The following is a 19733-nucleotide window of genomic DNA, read 5'->3' on the forward strand; positions in this document are numbered from 1 at the left end:
CGCTAGCAACAGTGTCGGCAACCTCACAGCGGTTTGGCACATTGGAAGTTGGGGTGCAAGCATTTGTCGATCCTCGGCGTGTCGGTCAACCGATTCGCGGGGGAATCGCAGGTGAGCGAGTTTGACCTGACCGTGAGTGGTAAGTACTCTCGAACAGTCACCCTGTGGTGAGGTGGCGGTTTCGTGCTGGCTCGAGTCCAGTTTCGGAGTCGTTCCATCCCCACCCTGTGGATGAACACCTGAGTTTTCGCCAATGTTAGATCCATGACGCCGGGAGGCGTCGATGAACTTCGAGGAGTGTTGACCGTGGCCAAGGGCAAGCGGACGTTCCAGCCGAACAACCGACGCCGCGCGCGCGTTCACGGCTTCCGTCTTCGTATGCGGACCCGTGCGGGTCGTGCAATCGTTTCGGCGCGTCGCCGTAAGGGCCGCGAATCTCTCACCGCCTGATCCCGACACTGGGTTCGGGAGCTCGGGGTGTTGCCTGAGCCGCACCGATTGCGTCGTCATTCAGATTTTTCGATGACTGTGCGACGTGGTCGTCGGATGGGAAGACGCGACCTGGTTGTGCACGCATTCGACCGTGCGCAGGCAGATGAGCTGGTGAGTAGCGGCGGTCCGCGATTCGGACTGGTTGTGAGTAAGGCTGTCGGGCCGGCGGTGATTCGACATCGAGTCGCACGCCGGCTTCGTCATATCTGCATCGACCTTGTGGACGTGGTTCCACGGGGCACCGATGTGGTGATTCGGGCTCTTCCGGGAGCTGCGACTGCAAGTAGCCGGGACCTGGAGAAGCAACTCCGTGCAGGTCTCCTTCGATTGGACCTTCTTGCGCCCGTGAGTACCTCCGCATGAAAAGCGCACTCCACGAGTCGCGCGCCGATACGGCCGAGGCCACCTCCTCGGCCTCTTCCGCGTGGAAGTCGGTCCGTGCGATGCCGGCGCGCACTCTCATTTTCTTCATCGAGCTCTACCGGACGTATGTGTCGCCCCTGAGGATGCCGACCTGCCGGTTCATGCCGACCTGTAGCGAGTACGCGGTGGAATCCCTGCGTACCCACGGGGTGATCAAAGGCCTTTTTTTGACGGTGGTTCGGTTGGCGAAGTGTGCCCCCTGGCACCCTGGTGGGTGGGACCCGGTCCCTGCCCGTCGCGACCGTCATGCGGGTGGCCGACGTTGCTGTCCGGCGAACGTGGACGAACAGAGGAGTACATAGAGCCGTGCTCGACTTCATTTACTATCCGGTGTCCGGGATCCTGTGGGTCTGGCACAAGATATTCGGTGCCATTCCCTTTCTCGGGCCGGACAGCGGTGTCACGTGGGCGCTCTCCGTGGTGTTCCTCGTGTTCACTCTGCGTGCCGTGCTGTACAAGCCGTTCGTCAAGCAGGTACGCACGACGCGCCAGATGCAGGAACTTCAGCCGCAGATCAAGGCCCTGCAGAAGAAGTACTCCGGCGACCGCCAGCGCCAGGCCGTCGAGATGCAGAAGCTCCAGAAGGAGCACGGGTTCAACCCCATCATGGGCTGCCTCCCGGTTCTCGCGCAGGCTCCGGTCTTCATCGGCCTGTTTCACGTACTGCGCTCGTTCAACCGCACCGGCACCGGGTTCGGGCAGCTCGGCATGTCGGTCGAGGCGAACGCGAACACGCCGAACTACTTCTTCAGCGTCGAGGACGTGCAGTCCTTCCTGAGTGCCCGACTGTTCGGCGCTCCCATCTCGGCCTGGATCACCATGCCGAAGGAACAGCTCGACGCGTTCGCTGCGTACGGCCCGATCCCCACCGTGCTGAACATTGCCGTTGTCGCGGTTCCGCTGATGGTCATCGCCAGCATCGCGACGCACTTCAACTCGCGCGCCTCCGTCGCTCGTCAGAGTCCCGAGGCCGCCGCCAACCCGCAGTCCGCGATCATGAACAAGCTCGCACTGTGGGTCTTCCCGCTCGGTGTGCTCGTCGGTGGTCCGTTTCTCCCCATCGCGATCCTCCTGTACTGGGTGAGTAACAACATCTGGACGTACGCGCAGCAGCACATCGTCTTCCGTCGCATCGACGAAGAAGAGGAAGAGAAGAAGCAGGCTGCCATCGCACGCCGGGCGGACAACGCTCCGAAGCCTGGTGCACGTCCCGATCTCACCAAGAAAAAGAAGAAGTCCGCGACCGCAACGGACGGTTCTTCCTCGGCGGACGAACCGGAGATCGTCGAGGGCGTCGTCGAAGACAGCGCCTCCGATCAGGTGAGTGGTGACGGTTCGGCTGCCGGAACGTCGAAGCCGAAGCCCGGTGCCCGCCCCCAGTCCAACCGCGGAAAGTCCCCCAAGCGCAAGCGGCGCTGATTCAGAAAAGAGAACAAGCATGGCTAGTGAGCCTGACATCGCAGTGGACGGAGATGAGACAGACGTGACTGCAACGACGCAGAACCCGGACACCGAGGTGGATTCCGATTCTGACGACTACCTGATCGAGGAAGGGGAAATCGCCGGCGACTACCTGGAGCAGCTGCTCGACGTACTCGACTTCGACGGCGATATCGACCTGGACGTCGAGGGCGACCGTGCTGTTGTCAGCATCGATGGTGGAGACGATCTCACCAAGTTGGTCGGGCGCAAGGGTGAGGTGTTGGACGCACTCCAGGAACTGACTCGCCTCGCCGTGCAGCAGGCGACGGGCGAACGTAGTCGCCTGATGCTCGACATCGCCGGATGGCGTGCCGGCCGTCGCGCCGAACTGACCGAGCTGGGTTCCTCGGCTGCCCGCCGCGTACTCGAGAGCGGTGAACGCGAGGAGCTCGCTCCGATGACACCGTTCGAGCGCAAGATCGTTCACGACGCAGTCGCGAAGGTCGATGGGGTTTCGAGCGAGAGCGAAGGCGCCGAGCCTTCACGTCGCGTGGTCGTCATCAAGGACTGATCCACACAAGCATCACCAAGGCGGGGCTCCCGGATTCATCTGCGGGAGCCCCGCCTTCTCGCTATTCGTAGTCGCGATCCGTCACTTTGGCTTCGTTTCGTTTCACGTGAAACACGAACCCCTCCCCTCCCCCACCGAGACGTCGGGTGTCTGCGGCGAGATTTCGTGCGCCACCGTCGCGTGACTGCGCTGTCTCAGGACTTCGTGGACAGTGCGGGCGGGTCACTGCGCCACCGGTCCGCCGACTTCGCCCCGATCGTGCCGCGGCAGGAGTGGGTCAATTCAGCCTCCGTCGTCAGTCGAGCGGCTGCACGCACATGCCAGCGAGGCGTCGGGCGAGGCGGTGTCGTCGACGACCACAAGCTCGCAGGAGCAGAAGTTCGCCAGCGTCCGGGCGGCGGGTCCGACTGACTTCAGCACCCGCAGCTGAGTCTCGATCGCGGCGTGCGCGCGAGCGCGTCGACGAGATGACTCTTCCCTGCCTCGGACTTCCCGGACGCGGCCGACTTTCCCGGCGATGCGCCCCATCGAGCAGCGGCGGGAAGCGGAAATTGCTGACGATGTCCCCCGCAAAGTAGGTGGGGCCGCCGGCATCGTCTGGAACTCTTCAACAACCCTCGGCGGCCCAGGCCGAGCGGACTCGAGCCAGGATGTATGGAGGCGGGTCAAGATTGGGATGCCGTGCCTCGCTCAGTTTTCAGGGGCCGCCCACACGTGAGTCCGTCGGGGCCCTTGTGACGAAGCGCTCGGGTAACCCTCCTGCCGCGACTACTGCTGGGATCGTGGAGAGGGTGCTGGATCCATCGAAGCTCTGTTCCGCTCGTCAGGCGATGGTGAGCGGAACGATCCGCAAGCGTCCGCGAAGTCCTGAGACATACCACTCACGTGTCAGTGGTTCGGTGCGATGAGTTTCAACGCTTCTCGAAGTCCACATGATTGAAGCGACCGAAGCGGTGCCGTCGACTTGATGGAGTGAATGATGAGCGAGGACGAACGACAGATCCGGAATCTGATCGACCGTTGGGTGGAGGCTGTGCATAGCGGCGTCATGGCCGGGGTTCTCGCGGACCACTCCGACGACATCGTGATGTTCGACGTGCCGCCGCCATACGAGGGCGCTCGCGGAATTGATGCGTATCGCGAGACATGGCCGCCGTTCTTCGAATGGCAGTCGCAGGGTGCCAGGTTCGAGATGGTGACATTGGACGTGACTGCCGGCGAGGATGTCGCGTTCGCCCATGCGCTCCTCCGCTGTGGAATGGACGCGGAGCTCGCCGGCAATCCGGAAAACCGGCTCCGCCTCACAGTGGGGTCGCGGAAGGTAGATGGTCGTTGGCTCGTCGCTCACGAGCACCACTCGTTCCCGGACACCACGGTCTGACCTATCGCGTATGTGGAGCCCGCAGGCCGCTATTTCGGACGTTTTTGAATGAATTTAGGTTGTAGTTTCACCCACCCAACCACACCCGGGAGTTTCGTCACTGTGATGATTGAGAAACGGGGATCCGTCGGAGCGAAGCTACCGAGAGTTAGCGTCGAGTAGGCGCGATGGCTGCGCCTCTTCGGGGGTCACTCATTCGCTGACCCCCGCGCCGCAGACTTGGGACGACGGATGCGCCGACGGGTCGGTTCTGTTCCACGTGAAACGCACGACCGTTGTTCCACGTGAAACTGTCCGCGCCGACCGCGATCAACCGACCGCGATCCCGGCGCAACGTCGCGAACAATCCCGATCACGACTACGCCGACGCTGCCGCCCAGTCCTTGCACGCCCCGTCGCCTGTTCCACGTGAAACATTCGCGCGTCGATCGCCCCGCTGTTGATCCGCAGAACCAGATGACGCGATGTGCGCGAGACGCATCCGAGGTCGTTCACCGGCGAGGCGACGCGGGACCGCCGAGTCGGCGGGATGCCTCACCGACAGTGCACGAAGTCAACCCCTCCCCTCCCCCACCGGAAGGGGTGCGGCTCGACACTGTTCCGGCGTTGCGCGTTCGAGTTAAGGGACATACTCGCAACGGAGGGCGGATAATAAAGAAACTGTGTTTGTTGATTTCGCGTTATTCGCGGGAGGATGTTTCACGTGGAACCGAATGGTGGAGAGCCGGCCGAATGGGACGAACAAGCGGCGGCACGCCAGGTGTTCGGTGAACGATTCGATATTGCGGAGCGCTACTACAAGTCGTTGGCGACCGACGGTGTCGAGCGGGGGTTGATCGGACCGCGGGAGGTTCCGCGACTCTGGGAACGCCACCTCCTCAACTGTGCCGTCGTCGGTGAACTGATCGCCGAGGGTGAGTCGGTTGTCGATGTCGGAAGCGGTGCCGGATTGCCCGGTATCCCGCTCGCGATCGCCCGACCAGATCTCCGGATCACGTTGGTGGAGCCGCTGCTGCGACGGTCGGTGTACCTCGCCGAGTTCGTCGAGTCGAACGGTCTGGACGTGCTGGTGGTCCGGGGCCGGGCCGAGGAGTCGGGCGTGGTGAAGGAAGCCGGCGGCGCAGACGTCGTGACGTCCCGTGCGGTGGCACCGTTGGAGAAGTTGGCCAAGTGGTCGCTGCCGCTTATCCACGAGCATGGGAGAATGCTCGCATTGAAAGGTTCGAGCGCCGCCGAAGAGATTTCCCGTGATCGCGCTTCCCTGACTCGGTTGGGTGCTGGCAAGCTGGATATCGTGGAATGCGGAGTGGGCCTGCTTCCAGTCCCCACCGTTGTCGTTCGGGCAGAACGTATACCGAAACGCCGTCAGCGTCGATGACGATGTGCACGGTGACTAGGGAGTGAATATGTCGAGTAACGAGCGATTCCCAATCAAAGGAGTAGTCAATGTCGGGTGGGCCTGAATCCGCCGTTTCACGTGAAACAGTTTCACGTGAAACCGACCATCAATCCGACCAGGCGACGAGCTCCGGGAACGGAGACGACGGATTCACGGCCCCCTACAACGGAATCTCCGTCGAGGAGACTCCGATCGGTGCCGCCGCGCACCGCGCGAGTCAGGTGCTGCACCCCCACTCGGTGAGTCTGCCGAAGCCGCCCGAACGGCGGATCCTCACGATCGCCAATCAGAAGGGCGGCGTCGGCAAGACGACGAGCGCGGTCAACCTCGCCTCCGCCCTCGCGGTTCAGGGACTTACCGTTCTGGTCATCGACCTCGACCCGCAGGGCAACGCCAGCACGGCGTTGGGAGTCGCCCACCACTCCGGTGTGCCGTCCAGCTATGAGCTTCTCCTCGGTGAGGTAACGGCAGCGGAGGCGATCCAGAAGAGCCCGCACAACGACCGGCTGTTCTGCATTCCGGCCACGATCGACCTCGCCGGCGCCGAGATCGAATTGGTCTCCATGGTCGCCCGCGAGGGTCGGCTGAAGGGCGCGCTCTCGGAGAAGGCTCTCGGCGAAGTGGATGCCGACTTCATCCTGATCGACTGCCCGCCCTCGCTCGGACTGCTCACGGTGAACGCCATGGTCGCGGCCAAGGAAGTCCTGATTCCGATCCAGTGCGAGTACTACGCCCTCGAGGGTGTGGGACAGCTGCTGCGGAATATCGAACTGGTGCAGGCACATCTCAACCCGGACCTCCACGTGTCGACGGTCCTTCTCACGATGTACGACGGGCGCACCAAGTTGGCCGACCAGGTGGCCGAAGAAGTCCGCACCCACTTCGGCGACGCCGTCCTCCGCGCCGTCATTCCCCGCAGCGTGAAGGTGTCCGAAGCGCCCGGGTACGGCATGACCGTGCTCGACTACGACCCCGGCTCGCGGGGCGCCATGAGTTACCTCGACGCGGGACGTGAACTCGCAGCGCGCACCGCACACATCACGAAGCAGGAGCAGCGATGAGTCAGACGCGTAAGGGTGGACTTGGCCGTGGACTGGCTGCGCTCATTCCTACGGGACCGACGACGACGGGACCGGGGCTGGGCAACGCCGCCGCGGATGTCGTGATCGGCGCGGACCGGCGCACCGTACTGACCGCTCCCGCGCCGAACGCGTCGGACTCTGCGACCGACGAGAAGACCGCTCCCGCGTCCACGGGAAACAATGGAAGCAGCAACGGCGCCGACGGCGAATCCGGAAACGGTGCTCAACCCCTCCCCTCCCCCACCGGGGCGGTGTACCGGGAGATCGCTCCAGACCTGATCGAGCGGAACCCCAAGCAGCCGCGTCAGGTGTTCGACGACGACGCACTCGCCGAGCTCGTCCACTCGATCCGCGAGTTCGGATTGATGCAGCCGATCGTGGTGCGTCCGCTCGACGACGGCAAGTTCCAGCTCGTCATGGGCGAGCGTCGGTGGCGTGCCAGCCAGGAAGCCGAGCTGGAGACGATCCCGGCGATCGTCCGCGAGACCGGCGACGACGCCATGCTTCGCGACGCGCTCCTGGAGAACATCCACCGCGTGCAGCTGAACCCGCTCGAAGAGGCTGCGGCGTATCAGCAGTTGCTCGAAGAGTTCGAGGTGACCCACGAGGAACTGGCGGCGAAGATCGGCCGCTCGCGTCCCGTCGTCACGAACATGATCCGACTGTTGAAATTGCCGATTCCCGTGCAACGACGCGTCGCGGCGGGTGTGCTGTCCGCCGGTCACGCTCGCGCCCTGTTGTCGCTCGAGGCCGGAGCCGACGCGCAGGAGGTGATGGCGGCACGCATCGTTGCGGAGGGCATGTCCGTTCGCGCGACAGAGGAGGCGGTGACGCTCGCCAACCGCAGCGACGACCAGGCGGCGCAGCCCGCCCAGCGCCGCAAGCCGATCCAGATGCCTGGCTTGCAGGACGTCGCCGAGCGGCTGTCGGATTCGTTCGACACGAGGGTCACGGTCAGCCTCGGCAAGCGCAAGGGCAAGATTGTGGTCGAGTTCGGTTCGGTGGACGATCTTCAGAGGATCGTTGGGATGATGGAGGCACAGAAGGCCGATTCATGAGCGCCTGAGAGAGGTAGAAGTACCCGCGGGTGATCCGTCACTGTGACAGTGGCCGCTGACGGGCCGACTCCAGCAGAACTATCGGGGGCGAAAAACGTTGAATACCAGAGGATGTCGAATGATCTGCGGTAGTGACATATGGAGGCTGAGCTAGCCAGTGTCGACTCACGTCACATCGCTCACTCTCGACGGCTTGGACAAGCTCTCCGCCCACGCTCGTCGCTGTGTCTTCTGGGAAATGGATCCCGCGGCCATCCACAGTTCGCGCGGATTCTGCGACCAGGAGTTCGAGAAGGAAGCCTGGCTCTCCATGGTCATGCTCGAATGGGGATCGTGCGGTCAGGTTGCCGTCATGGACGGCAAGCCGGTCGGCAGCGCCCTCTACGCTCCCCCACGGACCGTTCCGCGCGCGCAGCTTCTCCCGACCGCTCCGGTCGGTGCCGACGCTGTCCTCCTCACCAGCCTTCGGCTCGAGCCGGCCGGGGAAGAACAGAATCTGGGAACCACGTTGATCCAAGCCGTGGTTGCCGATCTGGTGCGCCGCGGCGTTCGCGCGCTCGAGGCGTTCGGCATCCGCAACACCGACGGAACAGGGCCGATCGACACACACGGGATGGCGTCAGCCACAGCGGCGCGCGAGTGCTCCCCCGAGGAGTGCATGATCCCGGCTGATTTCCTCGAGGACAACGGCTTCGAAATCGTCGCGCCCCATCATCGGTTCCCGCGCCTACGGCTCGAGCTGAACCGGGATCACGGGTGGAAGGAAGACGTCGAGGCTGCCCTGGAGCGTCTGATCCACACCGCGACGGTGAGCATGGTCGACATCGGGGAGCGCACACCCGTCGGTGCGCACTGAGCGTTCGGGAACGAGACGTCAGGAACGTTCGGAGGAAGACAGCTCTTCGGCGAGCAACTCGGCGAACGTGAACGTTCCGGTCGGCTGATCGTCCTGACCGAGCAGGTACAGACGCTTCACGGAGATGAGGATCGCTTCGGCGATGGCGTCGCGGGCCCGGGGGTTGGAGAGCACCGCGGCGTCGAGGTCGTTGGTGAGGTAACCGAGGTCGATCTGCACGGTCGGCATGTTCGTCAGACGCAGCAGGTCCCAGGTGCGGCCGTGGGTCCGGCAATCCTGCAGGGGCGTGCGCGCCACGATCTCCCGCTGAATGAATCCGGTGAGGACCTGACCGATCATCGACGTCGAACCGTGCGAGTTGCCGAAGTGGAAGCTCGCGACACCGTTGGCGGACGGGCTGGTGTTCCCGTCGCAGCGCAACGAGATCATCAGGTCGGCATCGAAGGCGTTCGACGTGGACGCGCGTTCGATGTCCGTCGGATTGGCGTGGTGCGGGCGGGACAGGAATGTCTCCATGCCCGTCGCGGCCATGCGGCCCTCGAGGCGGCTGGCGAGATCCCACAGGATGTCGGACTCCGAGATCGTGCCGTACGCGGACCGGACGATGGTGCCGTAGGTGTCGCCGCCGAGGCCCGGATCGATGACGATCCGCTTGCCGCTCAGCTGGGGTCCGGAGCTGCGAACCATTTCTTCTTCGCTCATCGCGTGCGGTGACCCACCGGTGACGCGGGTGCCGAGCAACTCGAGCGACCGCAGGGTGGCCGGACCGCAGATGCCGTCGGCGGCGATCCCGATCTCCCTTTGGAACGAGGACAGCGAATCGTGGGTCTGCGGGCCGAAGAAGCCGTCGACGCGACCGACGTAGAAGCCGAGATCCTGCAGGCGGGTCTGCAGGGTGGCGACGTCATCGCCGTAGAGCGGTGCGGACAGCTGGTAGATCAGCGTGCGCGCGCCCAGGCGGTACGACGCCTCTTTCATGGACCGGTAGGTGGCAGGACCCACGATTCCGTCGACGAGAAGCCCACGCTGCTGCTGGAAGGCCCGTACGGCGCTGTCCAGGTGGTGATCGAACACGGCGTCGGGGGCGATCCAGTGCGAACCGTTGGTGCCCTCGCGACGGGTGTCGGCGACGCCGTTGTGCAGGAAACCGAGACCGGCCAGAGTGCCCCGAATCTCAGCGACGGCCGGACCATGGTCGCCGTGACGGAGTCGGTGCATGTTTCAGGGCCTCTCAGTCCGAATCAACGAGTACATACGAGTCTCGGTACAAACAAAACGATCGATGTGTTCCGGTCGGTCTAGCTGATGCGACTGGAGCACATCGATCGATTGTCTCAGAGATTCCCACAAAATCGGGAATCGCGCCGGGTGTTCGGGTGTCGATCAGAGAACGTCGGCGAGCTCTTTCAGCAGCGCAGCCTTGCCCTTGGTGCCGACAATCGTGTTGATCGGCTTGCCGTCCTTGAACAGGATCAGCGTGGGAATCGACATGACCTGGAAATCGCGCGCAGCGCCCGGGTTGGCATCGATGTCGAGCTTCGCGATTGTCAGCTTCTCGCTGTGCTCACCGGCGATCTCCTCCAGGACGGGGGCGATCATCTTGCACGGGCCGCACCAGGTGGCCCAGAAGTCGACGAGGACAGGCTTGTCACTGGAAATGACGTCCTGCTGGAACGAATCATCGGTGATGGTGACGGTATTCGACACGGGGATTTCCCTTACTCGAGGTGGGTGTGTGTGGTGAGGTCAGGCGTCGACCGGTAAGCCCGCGGCGGCGACGGTGTTGGCGGTGATGTCGCCGCGCTCTGCGAGCCAGCGCTCGGCATCCATCGCCGCGGAGCAACCGGTGCCGGCGGCGGTGATCGCCTGCTGGTAGATGTGATCGACCAGGTCGCCGGCGGCGAAGACTCCGTCCACGGAGGTGGCGGTGGTCGGCGTCTTGACGAGCACATATCCGGCGTCGTCGAGGTCGACCTGTCCCTTGACGAGTTCGCTGCGCGGGTCGTGACCGATGGCGACGAACATGCCGGTGACGTCCAGCGTGGAGGTCTCACCGGTGACGGTGTCGCGGATCACGAGACCGGTGACGCTGTTCTCGCCCAGCACCTCGACGGGCGCCGCGTTGGTGACGAACCGGATCTTCGCGTTCGCCTTGGCGCGCTCGAGCATGATGCGGGACGCACGGAACTCCTCGCGGCGGTGCACCACGGTGACGCTGCGCGCGAAGCGGGTGAGGAAGGTGGCCTCCTCCATGGCGGAGTCGCCGCCGCCGACCACGACGATGTCCTGATCCTTGAAGAAGAATCCGTCACACGTGGCGCAGGCGCTGACGCCGCGGCCAAGCAACTTCTCTTCACCCGGAATCCCCAGGTAACGGGCTGCGGCGCCCATTGCCAGCACCACCGCATGCGCCTGGTAGGTCTCGCCGTTGACGACGACCTTCTTGATCGGGCCGGTGAGGTCGAGTTCCTCGACGTCCTCGGTGCGGATGTCGGTGCCGAACCGCTTGGCCTGCTCGCGCATCTGGTCCATCAGGTCGGGTCCCATGATTCCCTCACGGAATCCGGGGAAGTTCTCGACCTCGGTGGTGGTCATGAGGGCGCCACCGAACTGGGTCCCCTCGAACTGCAACGGTTCGAGTTCCGCGCGCGCCGCGTAGACGGCAGCGGTGTATCCGGCAGGTCCCGAACCAACGATGATGAGTTCATGAACCGTCGATGGAGTGGTCATGCGGGCCTTCCAGTAGTGAGGGGGTGCTCAGTCGTATGGATCAACACAAGACTAAAGGGTGTTGTTCCCCGACTGCAGGTGATACCGGTCGCTCCCCTCGCGGGCGCCCTGATCAGCGCAGAGTCTCCCGGATGACGCAGCGGGTGCCCGTGTAGATGGTGGGCATGCATTTGTTGCAATGGATGCAGAGTCCCTCGGCCACGTGCCGGTCGCGGAACTTGTTGACGAGGTCCGGGTCGCGGAGCAGGGCGCGCGCCATCGCGACGAACTCGAACCCGTCGCCGAGTGCGTTCTCGATCGTGTCGAGTCTGTTGATGCCGCCGAGGAGGATGAGCGGCATCGACAGGGCTTCGCGGAACTGCCGTGCCATCGGGAGGAAGAACGCTTCCTCGAAGGGGTACGTCGGAAAGATGCGCGGCCCGTAGACCTTCAGGCCCCAGCCCACCAGCTTGGGCTGTGAGGCAACGAATTCCGCCATCGGAACCTCGCCGCGGAAGAAGTACATCCCGTTGAGCAACGAGCTGCCCCCGGTGAGCTGCAGCGCGTCGAGATGCCCGTCGGCTTCGAGGAGCTGCGCGATACGGAGACTGTCGTCGAGCCACAGCCCTTTCGGAACACCGTCCGTCATGTTGAATTTGGCCGTGACGGCCACCGAGTCGCCGACGGCGTGGCGCACTCTCTCGACCACCCGCCTGGGGAACGCCGCCCGCCGCTCCAGGCTGCCCCCGTACTCGTCGGTCCGCTTGTTGAGGTTGGGGCTCATGAACGAGCTGAGGAGGTAGTTGTGCCCCAGGTGAACCTCGATCGCGTCGAATCCTGCCTCGACGGCGTTGCGGGCCGTGTCCTCGAAGTCCCGAGTGACCTGGTCGAGTTCTACTCGGGTGGCCCCCTTCACCAGACCCATCGCGGGCGGGCTGAGGCGGGTGGACGGCGCGAGGGTCTTGGTGCGGTTGGACAGTGTGTTCGCGACCAGACCGGCATGACCGATCTGCGCCGCGACCAACCCGCCTTCGGCGTGAACGGCGTCGGTGAGCCGGCGCAGGTCGGGGACGCGGGCGCGGTCGAGCACGAGGGTGTTCGCGTGGACGCGTCCGCCGGGTGAGACGGCGCAGTACGCGACGGTCGTCAGTGCGGCGCCGCCGCGAGCGACCTCGGCGTGGAAGTCGACGAGCTGGTCGGTGATCCGGCCGCGCGGCATGACGCCTTCGAACGTGGCGGCCTTCACGATGCGGTTGCGCAGCGTCAGGGGACCCAGGCGGGCCGGCTCCCAGATGCCGGGGTGCGGTGGTGGAACGGTCATGGTGGTCCGCCTTCGAGGGTGGTGGTGGAAGGGCGTTCAGGTGAAGGTCGCGGCCAGCGCCGCGCGGGCAGGCCGCCAGGTGAGCTCCAGCTCGTCGCGGGTGCGCGAGTCGTCGGTCGGGGTCGCCGAGGTGAGCAACCAGGCGGCCTCGTAACTGAGCCCCGCGCTGAGAGGTGTGAACCTGCCGATCACGTCGGCGATCCGCCCGAGCGTGCGAAAGGTGCTGCCCGACAGCGGGATGCGCCGGAGTCGACGGCCCGACGAGTGTTCGAGGACGTCGATGAGCTGGTTGAACTCGACGAGTTCGCCGCCGCAGACGTATCGCCGGGGACCGCGGCCGGGGTGCATCGCGGCGGCGTGGACCGCGGCCACGTCGCGCACGTCGATCATCTGCATGCCGCCGTCGAATCGGGGTGCCACCCCGCCGCTGACGATCGCGCCCCAGCCCTGTTCGGTGACGCCCTTCGTGGATCCGAGCCCGGGACCCACGACGCTCGTCGGGTACGTGATGACCACGGGGGCGCCCGCGCCCTGGAGCGCGCGGGCGATGCGATCGGCGGCCGCTTTGGTGCGGCCGTACGCGCTGCGGCCCGACGCCGTCGGACTGTCCGGGCCGATGACGGCGTCGGGTGACGGAAACAGGGCACTGAAACTCGCGACATGGATGATCGGGTCGAGTCCGAGGAACGCCGCCCGGGTGAGGATCGCGGCGGTGGCCTGCGTGTTGATCTCCCACATCAGCTGCTCGCGTCGATCGTCGGTGCCCACTACTCCGGCGGCGTGGAGCAGTGCGTCGCAGCCGTCGAGGAGGCGTGCGACCACCTGGGCGTCGCGGATGTCGCCGACCACCTGCTCGATCCGCGCGGCGTCGTCCCCGGCTGCCGCGAGCACGGCGTCGGGAGATTCGGCGGGCAGCACCAGCAGCCGAACCGAGTGGCCGGCGGCGAGGAGCGCCAGCGTGGTGTGGGCGCCGACGTATCCGGTGCCGCCGGTGACCGCGATCTTCATGTGACCGTCCTGATCGAATTACGGTGCCACTGGTCTCGTAATAGGTACGATATAGCGCGGAAGGCACTTCTGTCCCACAATTCGAACCAATGAATGCAACTGGAAGCGGCCGCCCCCGCGACCCGCGGATCGACACCGACGTCCTCGCGGTCACCCGGGCGATGCTCGTGGAATCGGGCTGGGAACAACTGAGCATGCGGGCCATCGCGACGCGGTCCGGGGTGAGCAGGGCCTCCATCACCCGACGGTGGCCGTCGAAGGCGCACCTGGTTCTCGACGCCATCCTCGGTGCAACACCCGACCTGACACCGTTCGAGGGCACCGACCGCGAAGGCTGGATCCGCTGGGTGGTGACCGGCAGCGCCGAACTGTTCTCACGACCGGAGGTGCGAGCGGCCACGCCGGGTCTGCTGGCCGCGATCCGGGACCACGACGATCTCCGCACCGCGCTGTGGCGGGGATTCAGCGGGCCGAGTACTCAGCTGTTCGAGAGCGAGGAGGACCCGGCCGGGTCGAGCACCGCGACGGCCGTGCTGGTGCTCGCCGCCGGCGCCGCGCTGTTCACCAGCCTGATCGCCGTCGAGGACGACACCCCGGAACTGCGTGGGAAGATCCTCGAGCTACTCCTGCCGGTCGCCCGCTCGGGGCGCGAACGATCTTGAGGATCAACCGATCTCGGTGACCGCGATCGTCGCCGGATCTCCCGCGCCGCACTCGCGGCCGACCACCAGGGCCGTGATCTGCGGCGGACGCGGCGAGGCCACCAGCAGCAGTACCCCGGGAACACCGTCGAGGCGAACCTCGCCGGAACCGAGCAGGGGGCGGGACGTTTCGATACCGTTGGCGCGCAGACATTCCGACAGTTGCGCGGGATCCTCGAGTGGTCCGAGCTGCCGCGAACCGATCACGGTGAGGAGGCGTCCGGAGTCGAGATCGGTGCCCAGATCGAGAACGGCTGGTGCCGGCGAGGTTTCGGAACTGGGCAGAGCGACGATCGGCGTCTCGGGTTCCTGCCTGTCCGGCGTGACGACCGCGACGGCCACCACGACCGCTGCCGCCGTCGCGAACGTCCCCGCGGCCGCGGCAGCCCACTTCCGCCGCCGGGCGAGTGGGACCACGGTGGCGGCCTCGGCAGGTGTGCCCCGCTCCGCGGCGAGAGCACGATTGATGCGGTCGGCGACGTCGGCGGGAATCGGGGTCGAGACGGAATGATCGCGACCGAGCGCACCCAGCTGGTCGGCGACCCGGTCGAGGGCGTCGATGACCGCCATCGCCTGCGGGTCGTTCCGGACGAGCGGCCACAGGCGATCGCTGACCGACTCCGGCAGCACCCCGGCATGAAGGTCGGCCAACAGGTCCTCGGAGTACGGCGGTGCAGGCAGGTTGGCATCGGACGGGTCGGGTTCACGGTCGGCCATGGCACCTCCTCACCGAGTCGTTGTGGTCCGGGACGTCAGGACAGTTACCCACTCCTACTACGTTTTGACGCCCCGGAGTCATGATCGGTTCCCCTCCACCCGAAAATATTCGAGAGAGGCGGCCAGCTTCTTCCGGCCGCGGGCGCAGCGGCTCTTCACGGTGCCTTCCGGAACCCCGAGGAGAATGGCGGCCTCGCTGGTCGAACGGCCCTCGAGGTCGACGGCCACGATCGCGGTCCGCTGATCCGCTGGCAGCTGCGCCAGTGCGCGCTCGACCACCAGGCTGAGCTCCACCTCGGACACATAGTCGCGGGCGTCGCGCGGCTCGTCGTCCTCGTCCGCGGACAGGGACACCGCCGGACGAGCCTTGTTGCGGCGGATCCGGTCGAGGCAGGCGTTGACCACGATCGTGTGCAGCCAGCTGCGGACCGCGGCATCCCCGCGGAACGAGCCCGCGTTGCGATGCGCGGACAGCAGCGCCTCCTGCAGGGCGTCCGCCGCATCCTCGGTGGTGTAGCTGGTGCGTTTGGCGACGTGCCACAGATGGTCGTAGTGCCGCGCGAGCAGTGTCTCGAAGGCGTGCCGATCGCCGGCGACGTGCGCAGCCAACAGGTCGACGTCCGAGGGCTCACCCTCGGAATCCCCCCGGAAGATTCGCACCGGCGGATGTTAGCTCAGTTCGCCGGTCCGCGAGTACCGGGTGCCGACTACGTCGCGGCGTTGAAACCGACGTCGGCGATGGACGATTGGTTCTTGCCACCGGAATTGCTCAGGCCGGTGATCCACACCAGGACGTTCTTGGTGGGTCCCTCCGACTTCACCGGGATGTCGGTGACGCCGTTGCCGAGGACCTTCGAACCGAGCACCTGCGTCTGGTCGAGGGTCGGGTTCTCCGACGGCGCGCTGCGGATCTCGACGTTGGTGCCCGGAGTCGGCGAGTTGATCCACACGCTCGACAGGGTCGCCGGCTCGTCCAGCGTGACCATCAGGCCCACACCGTTCTTCAGCGCGGGGAAGGGCTGGAAGTACGAGTCGGTGCTCCACACGGTGGACGTGTTGCCGTCGACGGCAAGCCGGGCGTTCGCGGCCGAGTCGGGTGTGCCCTGCGGCGAGAACACCGTTGCCCCCGAGGGCGTGACCGGTGCGACGTTCGCCGCCGGGGCGGGCGCGGGTGCGGGCGACTCGGGGTTGGGCGGTGCCTCGGCCGACGTGGTGAGCCCGAAGTCCTGTTCGGTGAGCGGCGCGTCGGAACTGCTGCCCGTGAGGAACGTCGCGAGCCAGAAGCCCAAGAGCGCCAGCACGATGATCGTGACGACCGCGAGGCCCACGAGCGCCGCGATCATCCGGTTGGACTTCTTCTTCTCCGCCTCCAACGCTTCCGGGTCGGCGAGAGCGTGACCGGTCGTGCCGGGGCCCCGCTGCCCGAGCCGCAGGGCGGGGATGAATTCGGTCTTGTCGTTGACGACGGACGCCTGATCGAGAATGTGCTGCACGGTGGCCGCCGTGCGGATTCCCCCGTTCGGCTCGAGCGAGCGCAACGCCACCGCGGAGATCTCGAACGGGACCTCCGGCCGGATCACCCGCGGTCCGATGGGCTGTCCGCTCGAGTCGCGGTCGGCCAGTCGCATACCGCCGACGCTGCCCGGACGGTGCGAACCCGACGGGTCACCCGAGGGCGCGGACGGGTCACCCAGCGGCCAGCGGGCGGTGATGAGGGCGTAGAGCATGGCGCCCAGTCCGCGCACATCGGTACTCGAGTCGGAGTCGGCGAGCGTGGCCGGGAACGCCAGCACGGCATCGCCGTTGATGCTGATACGGACGCGGTCGGGGTGGTCGATGGACAGTGCCCCGCCGGCCCGGTGCGCGGTCTCGGCGGCCGCGGCGAGTGCGCGGATGGCACTGGCGGCGCCGATCGGAGACGGCTTGGTGTCGGCCATCTCCCGCAGGGAGCGGCCCGGGGTCCACTCGGCGACGACGATGCCGCCGGAGCTACCGCGGACCACGTCGAGCACGCGGGCGAGACCGGGCGAGTTGATCCGGCCCAGGCGCAGGGTGCGCGACAGAATGGCTTGCGGGCCTTCGGGACCGGCGGAGGTGGAGCGCTGTTCGGCGTCCACGAACGTCAGGGCCACCTCGCGGTCGAGCTTGACGTCGAGTGCCTGCCAGAACTGCAGTCCGCGCGAACCGCCGTGCGGAGTCAGCAGGCGGTACCGACCGCCCGCGACGGACGCGCCGGGAATGAGCTTGGGGCCACGGGGAGTACGACGCGGGCCTGCGCCGGGCTCACGTCCGGGTGCCGGTGTGATCGGGATCACTCCGGTGTCGTAACTGAGATCCCGTGCGGGGGCAGCGCCCATGTGACGTGTGTCTCCGCGCGATTCGCCGGAGTCGTCGGCGGGAGTCGTCGGCGCAGCCTTCGTCTGCGCATCCGCAGGACCGCCGGTCTCCTTGCTCTGCCCCGTTTTCGGAGTGTCCGCGGCGCCCGCGGACGTGTCCGCGTCCTTCTTCTGCGGTGCGTCGGCGCCGGCCTGCTTGCCGGACTTCGCGGAGTCGGTGGAGGCCGACTCGGACGACATCCGGGTGGTCGGGGCGTCGACGCCGTTGGGGGCGGCGGCCGAATCGCGTTCGGACGCTTGCACCGTAGAACCTCCGGCTCTCTTGCTGCCGGCCACGTCGTCGTCGCTCACCCTCACTCCTTCATTCTCGAATGCCCAACTCCGACCAGTACCGGGCGGCGATCCGACCCGCTCGTGTCCAGGGTACGGGAGTCCACCGGGTCGTTCGATACCACGCGGCTGTCCCCCGAAGTCGTGCGGTGTGGCGCGGACCACGGGAATCAGTTCGGTTTCGGCGTCTGCGAGCGGGTCGGCCTCCGGTTCCGGTGCGGCGCCGCGACCGCGCAGCGCGCGAACTTTGCGGGCGACGGCGACGGTGATGGACACGATTTCGGGAATCTTCGCGAACCAGAGGATCACGAAGGTGACGACGAGCATCAGGACACCGCTGATCATGACCCGGACCATCGAGCCCGGACCGCCGAACAGACTGGTGAGACGGTCGAGCCCGAGGAGGCGGTCGGCGCCGAGCATGACGAGCGCACCCGCCATCGACGCGAGCACCACCACCCACACCGTCTTGCCGACGTTCGCCATCTGCAGGTTGCCGAGACTGCGGTGCAGCAGCCAGCCCCCGACGAGCGCGCCGGTGATGTAGCCCAGGCCGTTCGCGGCGCCGAGGAGGATGACCACCTGGTCGTCGCTGGAGGCGATGAGCGGGGTGAGAGCGGACAAAGCGATCTTCACCGCGGTGATGCCGAGGACGATCCACGTGGGGGTCCAGGCCTGTTCGCGGGCGTAGAACACGCGGAGCTGGATCAGTACCAGGGAATAGGGAATGAGCGTGAAGGCCGACCAGCTGACGGCCTGACCGAGGCGTTCGGCGTCACCGGACCCGAAGTTGCCGTACCCGTACAGTGCCTGGCCGATCTCGGGGCCGGCGAACGTGAGGAACGTGATGATCGGGATGAGGGAGATCATCGTGAGCCGGGTGGCGACGGACAGGTCGTCGACCACGGCGGGGGTGTCGTCGGCGGCGGCGTTGCGGCTGAGCCGCGGCATGATCGCCGTCAGCACCGTCACGCCGAGCACGCCGTACGGCAGCTGCAGCAGCAGCCACGCGTTGTTGTAGATCGCGGGACCCGATGCGTCCGCGTGGGACGAGATGCGGGTGGCGACGATCATTCCTGCCTGGCTGATCAGCACGTACAGGATGATCGCGACGGCCATGCCGCCGAACTGCTTGAGCCGGTCGTCGAGGCCCCACAGCGGTTTCAGCGAGATGCCCTCGCGCCGGATCGCAGGCACCAGGCTCAGCGCCTGCACCACGACACCCAGCGTGACGCCCACACCGAGGACCAGCAGTTTCGGGTCGCTCATCCGCACCGGATCGAGGGTGATCTCCCCCGGTGTCGCGTAGTAGATCACCAGGACGGTGAGCATCACGACGTTGTTGAGCACCGGAGCCCAGGCACCGGGTTTGAACACCTGCCGGGTGTTGAGAATGGCCGTGAGCAGCGCCGACAGTCCGTAGAACAGGATCGCGGGCAGGAGGAGATAGGACAGAGCTGTGGTGAGGGACGTGTTCACCTTGCCGTCGGCCGACAGGAAGACGTGGGTGGTGAGTACGGGTGCCGCGGCGGTCGCCAGCAACGCCGCCGTGCCGAGCAGCACACACGTGGCGGTGAACAGGCGTCGGACGAACGCCGCACCCTGATCCGGGTCCTCGCGTTCGGCGCGCACCAGGACGGGCACCACGATCGCGGTGAGCACCGCTCCCAGCACGAGCTCGGAGATCATGTTCGGGATCTGGCTGGCGACGGTGAACGAGCTGGCCACCGACCCACCGAGCAGCGTCAGGACGAGGAGCTGCTTGGCGAATCCGGTGATGCGGCTGACGAGCGTCGCCACCGCGATCGAGCCGGTGGACGCCAGCAGTCGCGAGTTGCTCTGCTTCTGCGGCGCGGTCGAGGGCCCGGAATCCCGGACCGGAGGCGGCGAGGGGTCGACGCGGATGGCCGCGAACTGCACCGTCGGC

At 66.2% G+C, this 19733-nt stretch carries 19 protein-coding genes; 11 read left to right on the forward strand and 8 right to left on the reverse strand.

Annotation, left to right across the window (positions count from 1 at the left end; translation table 11 throughout):
* The first annotated feature begins 306 nt into the window (after positions 1–306).
* The 10 genes from rpmH to JVH1_RS18340 all read left to right on the forward strand — a co-directional run bounded on the left by rpmH (position 307) and on the right by JVH1_RS18340 (position 8684).
* Positions 307–450 carry a 50S ribosomal protein L34 gene (gene rpmH, locus JVH1_RS18295; protein WP_005263481.1) on the forward strand — a complete coding sequence of 48 codons (144 nt, stop codon included), beginning with the start codon at positions 307–309 and terminating at the stop codon, positions 448–450.
* 27 nt (positions 451–477) lie between these two features.
* Positions 478–855 (forward strand): ribonuclease P protein component, encoded by a 378-nt coding sequence (gene rnpA, locus JVH1_RS18300; protein ID WP_011596258.1) that lies wholly within the window; start codon positions 478–480, stop codon positions 853–855.
* Positions 852–1217: a membrane protein insertion efficiency factor YidD gene (gene yidD, locus JVH1_RS18305; protein WP_043780307.1), complete on the forward strand. Its 366-nt coding sequence runs from the start codon at positions 852–854 to the stop codon at positions 1215–1217. The genes rnpA and yidD overlap by 4 nt, the downstream gene beginning before the upstream one ends.
* 4 nt (positions 1218–1221) lie before the next feature.
* Entirely contained in the window at positions 1222–2334 is a 1113-nt protein-coding gene (gene yidC / locus JVH1_RS18310) for a membrane protein insertase YidC (RefSeq protein ID WP_009476743.1), read from the forward strand.
* 19 nt (positions 2335–2353) lie between these two features.
* Positions 2354–2908, forward strand: coding sequence for a protein jag (locus JVH1_RS18315; protein WP_005249113.1), 555 nt, complete (start codon positions 2354–2356; stop codon positions 2906–2908).
* Between the two features lie 976 nt (positions 2909–3884).
* On the forward strand, positions 3885–4289 hold the full coding sequence (locus JVH1_RS18320) for a nuclear transport factor 2 family protein (protein WP_009476738.1): 405 nt from the start codon (positions 3885–3887) through the stop codon (positions 4287–4289).
* 694 nt (positions 4290–4983) lie between these two features.
* On the forward strand, positions 4984–5667 hold the full coding sequence (gene rsmG / locus JVH1_RS18325) for a 16S rRNA (guanine(527)-N(7))-methyltransferase RsmG (RefSeq protein WP_043780305.1): 684 nt from the start codon (positions 4984–4986) through the stop codon (positions 5665–5667).
* A 68-nt stretch (positions 5668–5735) separates the two neighbouring features.
* Positions 5736–6749, forward strand: coding sequence for a ParA family protein (locus JVH1_RS18330; RefSeq protein ID WP_005560835.1), 1014 nt, complete (start codon positions 5736–5738; stop codon positions 6747–6749).
* Positions 6746–7828, forward strand: coding sequence for a ParB/RepB/Spo0J family partition protein (locus JVH1_RS18335; RefSeq protein WP_009476735.1), 1083 nt, complete (start codon positions 6746–6748; stop codon positions 7826–7828). Before JVH1_RS18330 ends, JVH1_RS18335 begins: the two co-directional genes overlap by 4 nt.
* A gap of 157 nt (positions 7829–7985) precedes the next feature.
* Positions 7986–8684, forward strand: coding sequence for a hypothetical protein (locus JVH1_RS18340; RefSeq protein ID WP_005560833.1), 699 nt, complete (start codon positions 7986–7988; stop codon positions 8682–8684).
* A gap of 18 nt (positions 8685–8702) precedes the next feature.
* Here JVH1_RS18340 and JVH1_RS18345 read toward each other — a convergent pair whose 3' ends face one another.
* The 5 genes from JVH1_RS18345 to JVH1_RS18365 form a co-directional block, all read right to left on the reverse strand.
* Positions 8703–9902, reverse strand: coding sequence for an N-acetylmuramoyl-L-alanine amidase (locus tag JVH1_RS18345; protein ID WP_009476734.1), 1200 nt, complete (start codon positions 9900–9902; stop codon positions 8703–8705).
* A gap of 165 nt (positions 9903–10067) precedes the next feature.
* On the reverse strand, positions 10068–10391 hold the full coding sequence (trxA, locus tag JVH1_RS18350; protein WP_009476733.1) for a thioredoxin: 324 nt from the start codon (positions 10389–10391) through the stop codon (positions 10068–10070).
* Positions 10392–10430: 39 nt separating this feature from the next.
* Positions 10431–11414, reverse strand: coding sequence for a thioredoxin-disulfide reductase (trxB, locus tag JVH1_RS18355; protein WP_009476732.1), 984 nt, complete (start codon positions 11412–11414; stop codon positions 10431–10433).
* Positions 11415–11526: 112 nt separating this feature from the next.
* Positions 11527–12714 (reverse strand): 4,4'-dithiodibutanoate disulfide reductase, encoded by a 1188-nt coding sequence (gene nox / locus JVH1_RS18360; RefSeq protein ID WP_009476731.1) that lies wholly within the window; start codon positions 12712–12714, stop codon positions 11527–11529.
* A 36-nt stretch (positions 12715–12750) separates the two neighbouring features.
* The gene (locus tag JVH1_RS18365) at positions 12751–13722 is read right to left on the reverse strand and encodes an NAD-dependent epimerase/dehydratase family protein (RefSeq protein ID WP_009476730.1); all 972 of its coding nucleotides are present in this window, start codon (positions 13720–13722) and stop codon (positions 12751–12753) included.
* An 89-nt stretch (positions 13723–13811) separates the two neighbouring features.
* Here JVH1_RS18365 and JVH1_RS18370 point away from each other — a divergent pair, with 89 nt between their 5' ends.
* Positions 13812–14384 carry a TetR/AcrR family transcriptional regulator gene (locus JVH1_RS18370; protein ID WP_009476729.1) on the forward strand — a complete coding sequence of 191 codons (573 nt, stop codon included), beginning with the start codon at positions 13812–13814 and terminating at the stop codon, positions 14382–14384.
* 3 nt (positions 14385–14387) lie between these two features.
* Here the strand turns inward: JVH1_RS18370 and JVH1_RS18375 are convergent, their stop codons facing one another.
* The 3 genes from JVH1_RS18375 to murJ all read right to left on the reverse strand — a co-directional run bounded on the left by JVH1_RS18375 (position 14388) and on the right by murJ (position 19726).
* Positions 14388–15140 carry a hypothetical protein gene (locus JVH1_RS18375; RefSeq protein ID WP_009476728.1) on the reverse strand — a complete coding sequence of 251 codons (753 nt, stop codon included), beginning with the start codon at positions 15138–15140 and terminating at the stop codon, positions 14388–14390.
* Between the two features lie 78 nt (positions 15141–15218).
* The gene (gene sigM / locus JVH1_RS18380; RefSeq protein ID WP_009476727.1) at positions 15219–15800 is read right to left on the reverse strand and encodes an RNA polymerase sigma factor SigM; all 582 of its coding nucleotides are present in this window, start codon (positions 15798–15800) and stop codon (positions 15219–15221) included.
* A 47-nt stretch (positions 15801–15847) separates the two neighbouring features.
* Entirely contained in the window at positions 15848–19726 is a 3879-nt protein-coding gene (gene murJ, locus JVH1_RS18385; RefSeq protein ID WP_009476726.1) for a murein biosynthesis integral membrane protein MurJ, read from the reverse strand.
* Positions 19727–19733 lie beyond the last annotated feature (7 nt).

The sequence above is a fragment of the Rhodococcus sp. JVH1 genome (assembly GCF_000280725.2).
Taxonomy (GTDB): domain Bacteria; phylum Actinomycetota; class Actinomycetes; order Mycobacteriales; family Mycobacteriaceae; genus Rhodococcus_F; species Rhodococcus_F jostii_A.

Bases quoted from the DNA above. Each gene is read 5' to 3' on its own strand.
- nox (WP_009476731.1), bottom strand. From the start codon at position 12,714: ATGACCGTTCCACCACCGCACCCCGGCATCTGGGAGCCGGCCCGCCTG.
- JVH1_RS18315 (WP_005249113.1), top strand. From the start codon at position 2,354: ATGGCTAGTGAGCCTGACATCGCAGTGGACGGAGATGAGACAGACGTG.
- JVH1_RS18345 (WP_009476734.1), bottom strand. From the start codon at position 9,902: ATGCACCGACTCCGTCACGGCGACCATGGTCCGGCCGTCGCTGAGATT.
- JVH1_RS18320 (WP_009476738.1), top strand. From the start codon at position 3,885: ATGATGAGCGAGGACGAACGACAGATCCGGAATCTGATCGACCGTTGG.
- JVH1_RS18330 (WP_005560835.1), top strand. From the start codon at position 5,736: ATGTCGGGTGGGCCTGAATCCGCCGTTTCACGTGAAACAGTTTCACGT.
- JVH1_RS18370 (WP_009476729.1), top strand. From the start codon at position 13,812: ATGAATGCAACTGGAAGCGGCCGCCCCCGCGACCCGCGGATCGACACC.
- JVH1_RS18375 (WP_009476728.1), bottom strand. From the start codon at position 15,140: ATGGCCGACCGTGAACCCGACCCGTCCGATGCCAACCTGCCTGCACCG.
- rsmG (WP_043780305.1), top strand. From the start codon at position 4,984: ATGTTTCACGTGGAACCGAATGGTGGAGAGCCGGCCGAATGGGACGAA.
- JVH1_RS18365 (WP_009476730.1), bottom strand. From the start codon at position 13,722: ATGAAGATCGCGGTCACCGGCGGCACCGGATACGTCGGCGCCCACACC.
- trxB (WP_009476732.1), bottom strand. From the start codon at position 11,414: ATGACCACTCCATCGACGGTTCATGAACTCATCATCGTTGGTTCGGGA.
- yidD (WP_043780307.1), top strand. From the start codon at position 852: ATGAAAAGCGCACTCCACGAGTCGCGCGCCGATACGGCCGAGGCCACC.
- JVH1_RS18335 (WP_009476735.1), top strand. From the start codon at position 6,746: ATGAGTCAGACGCGTAAGGGTGGACTTGGCCGTGGACTGGCTGCGCTC.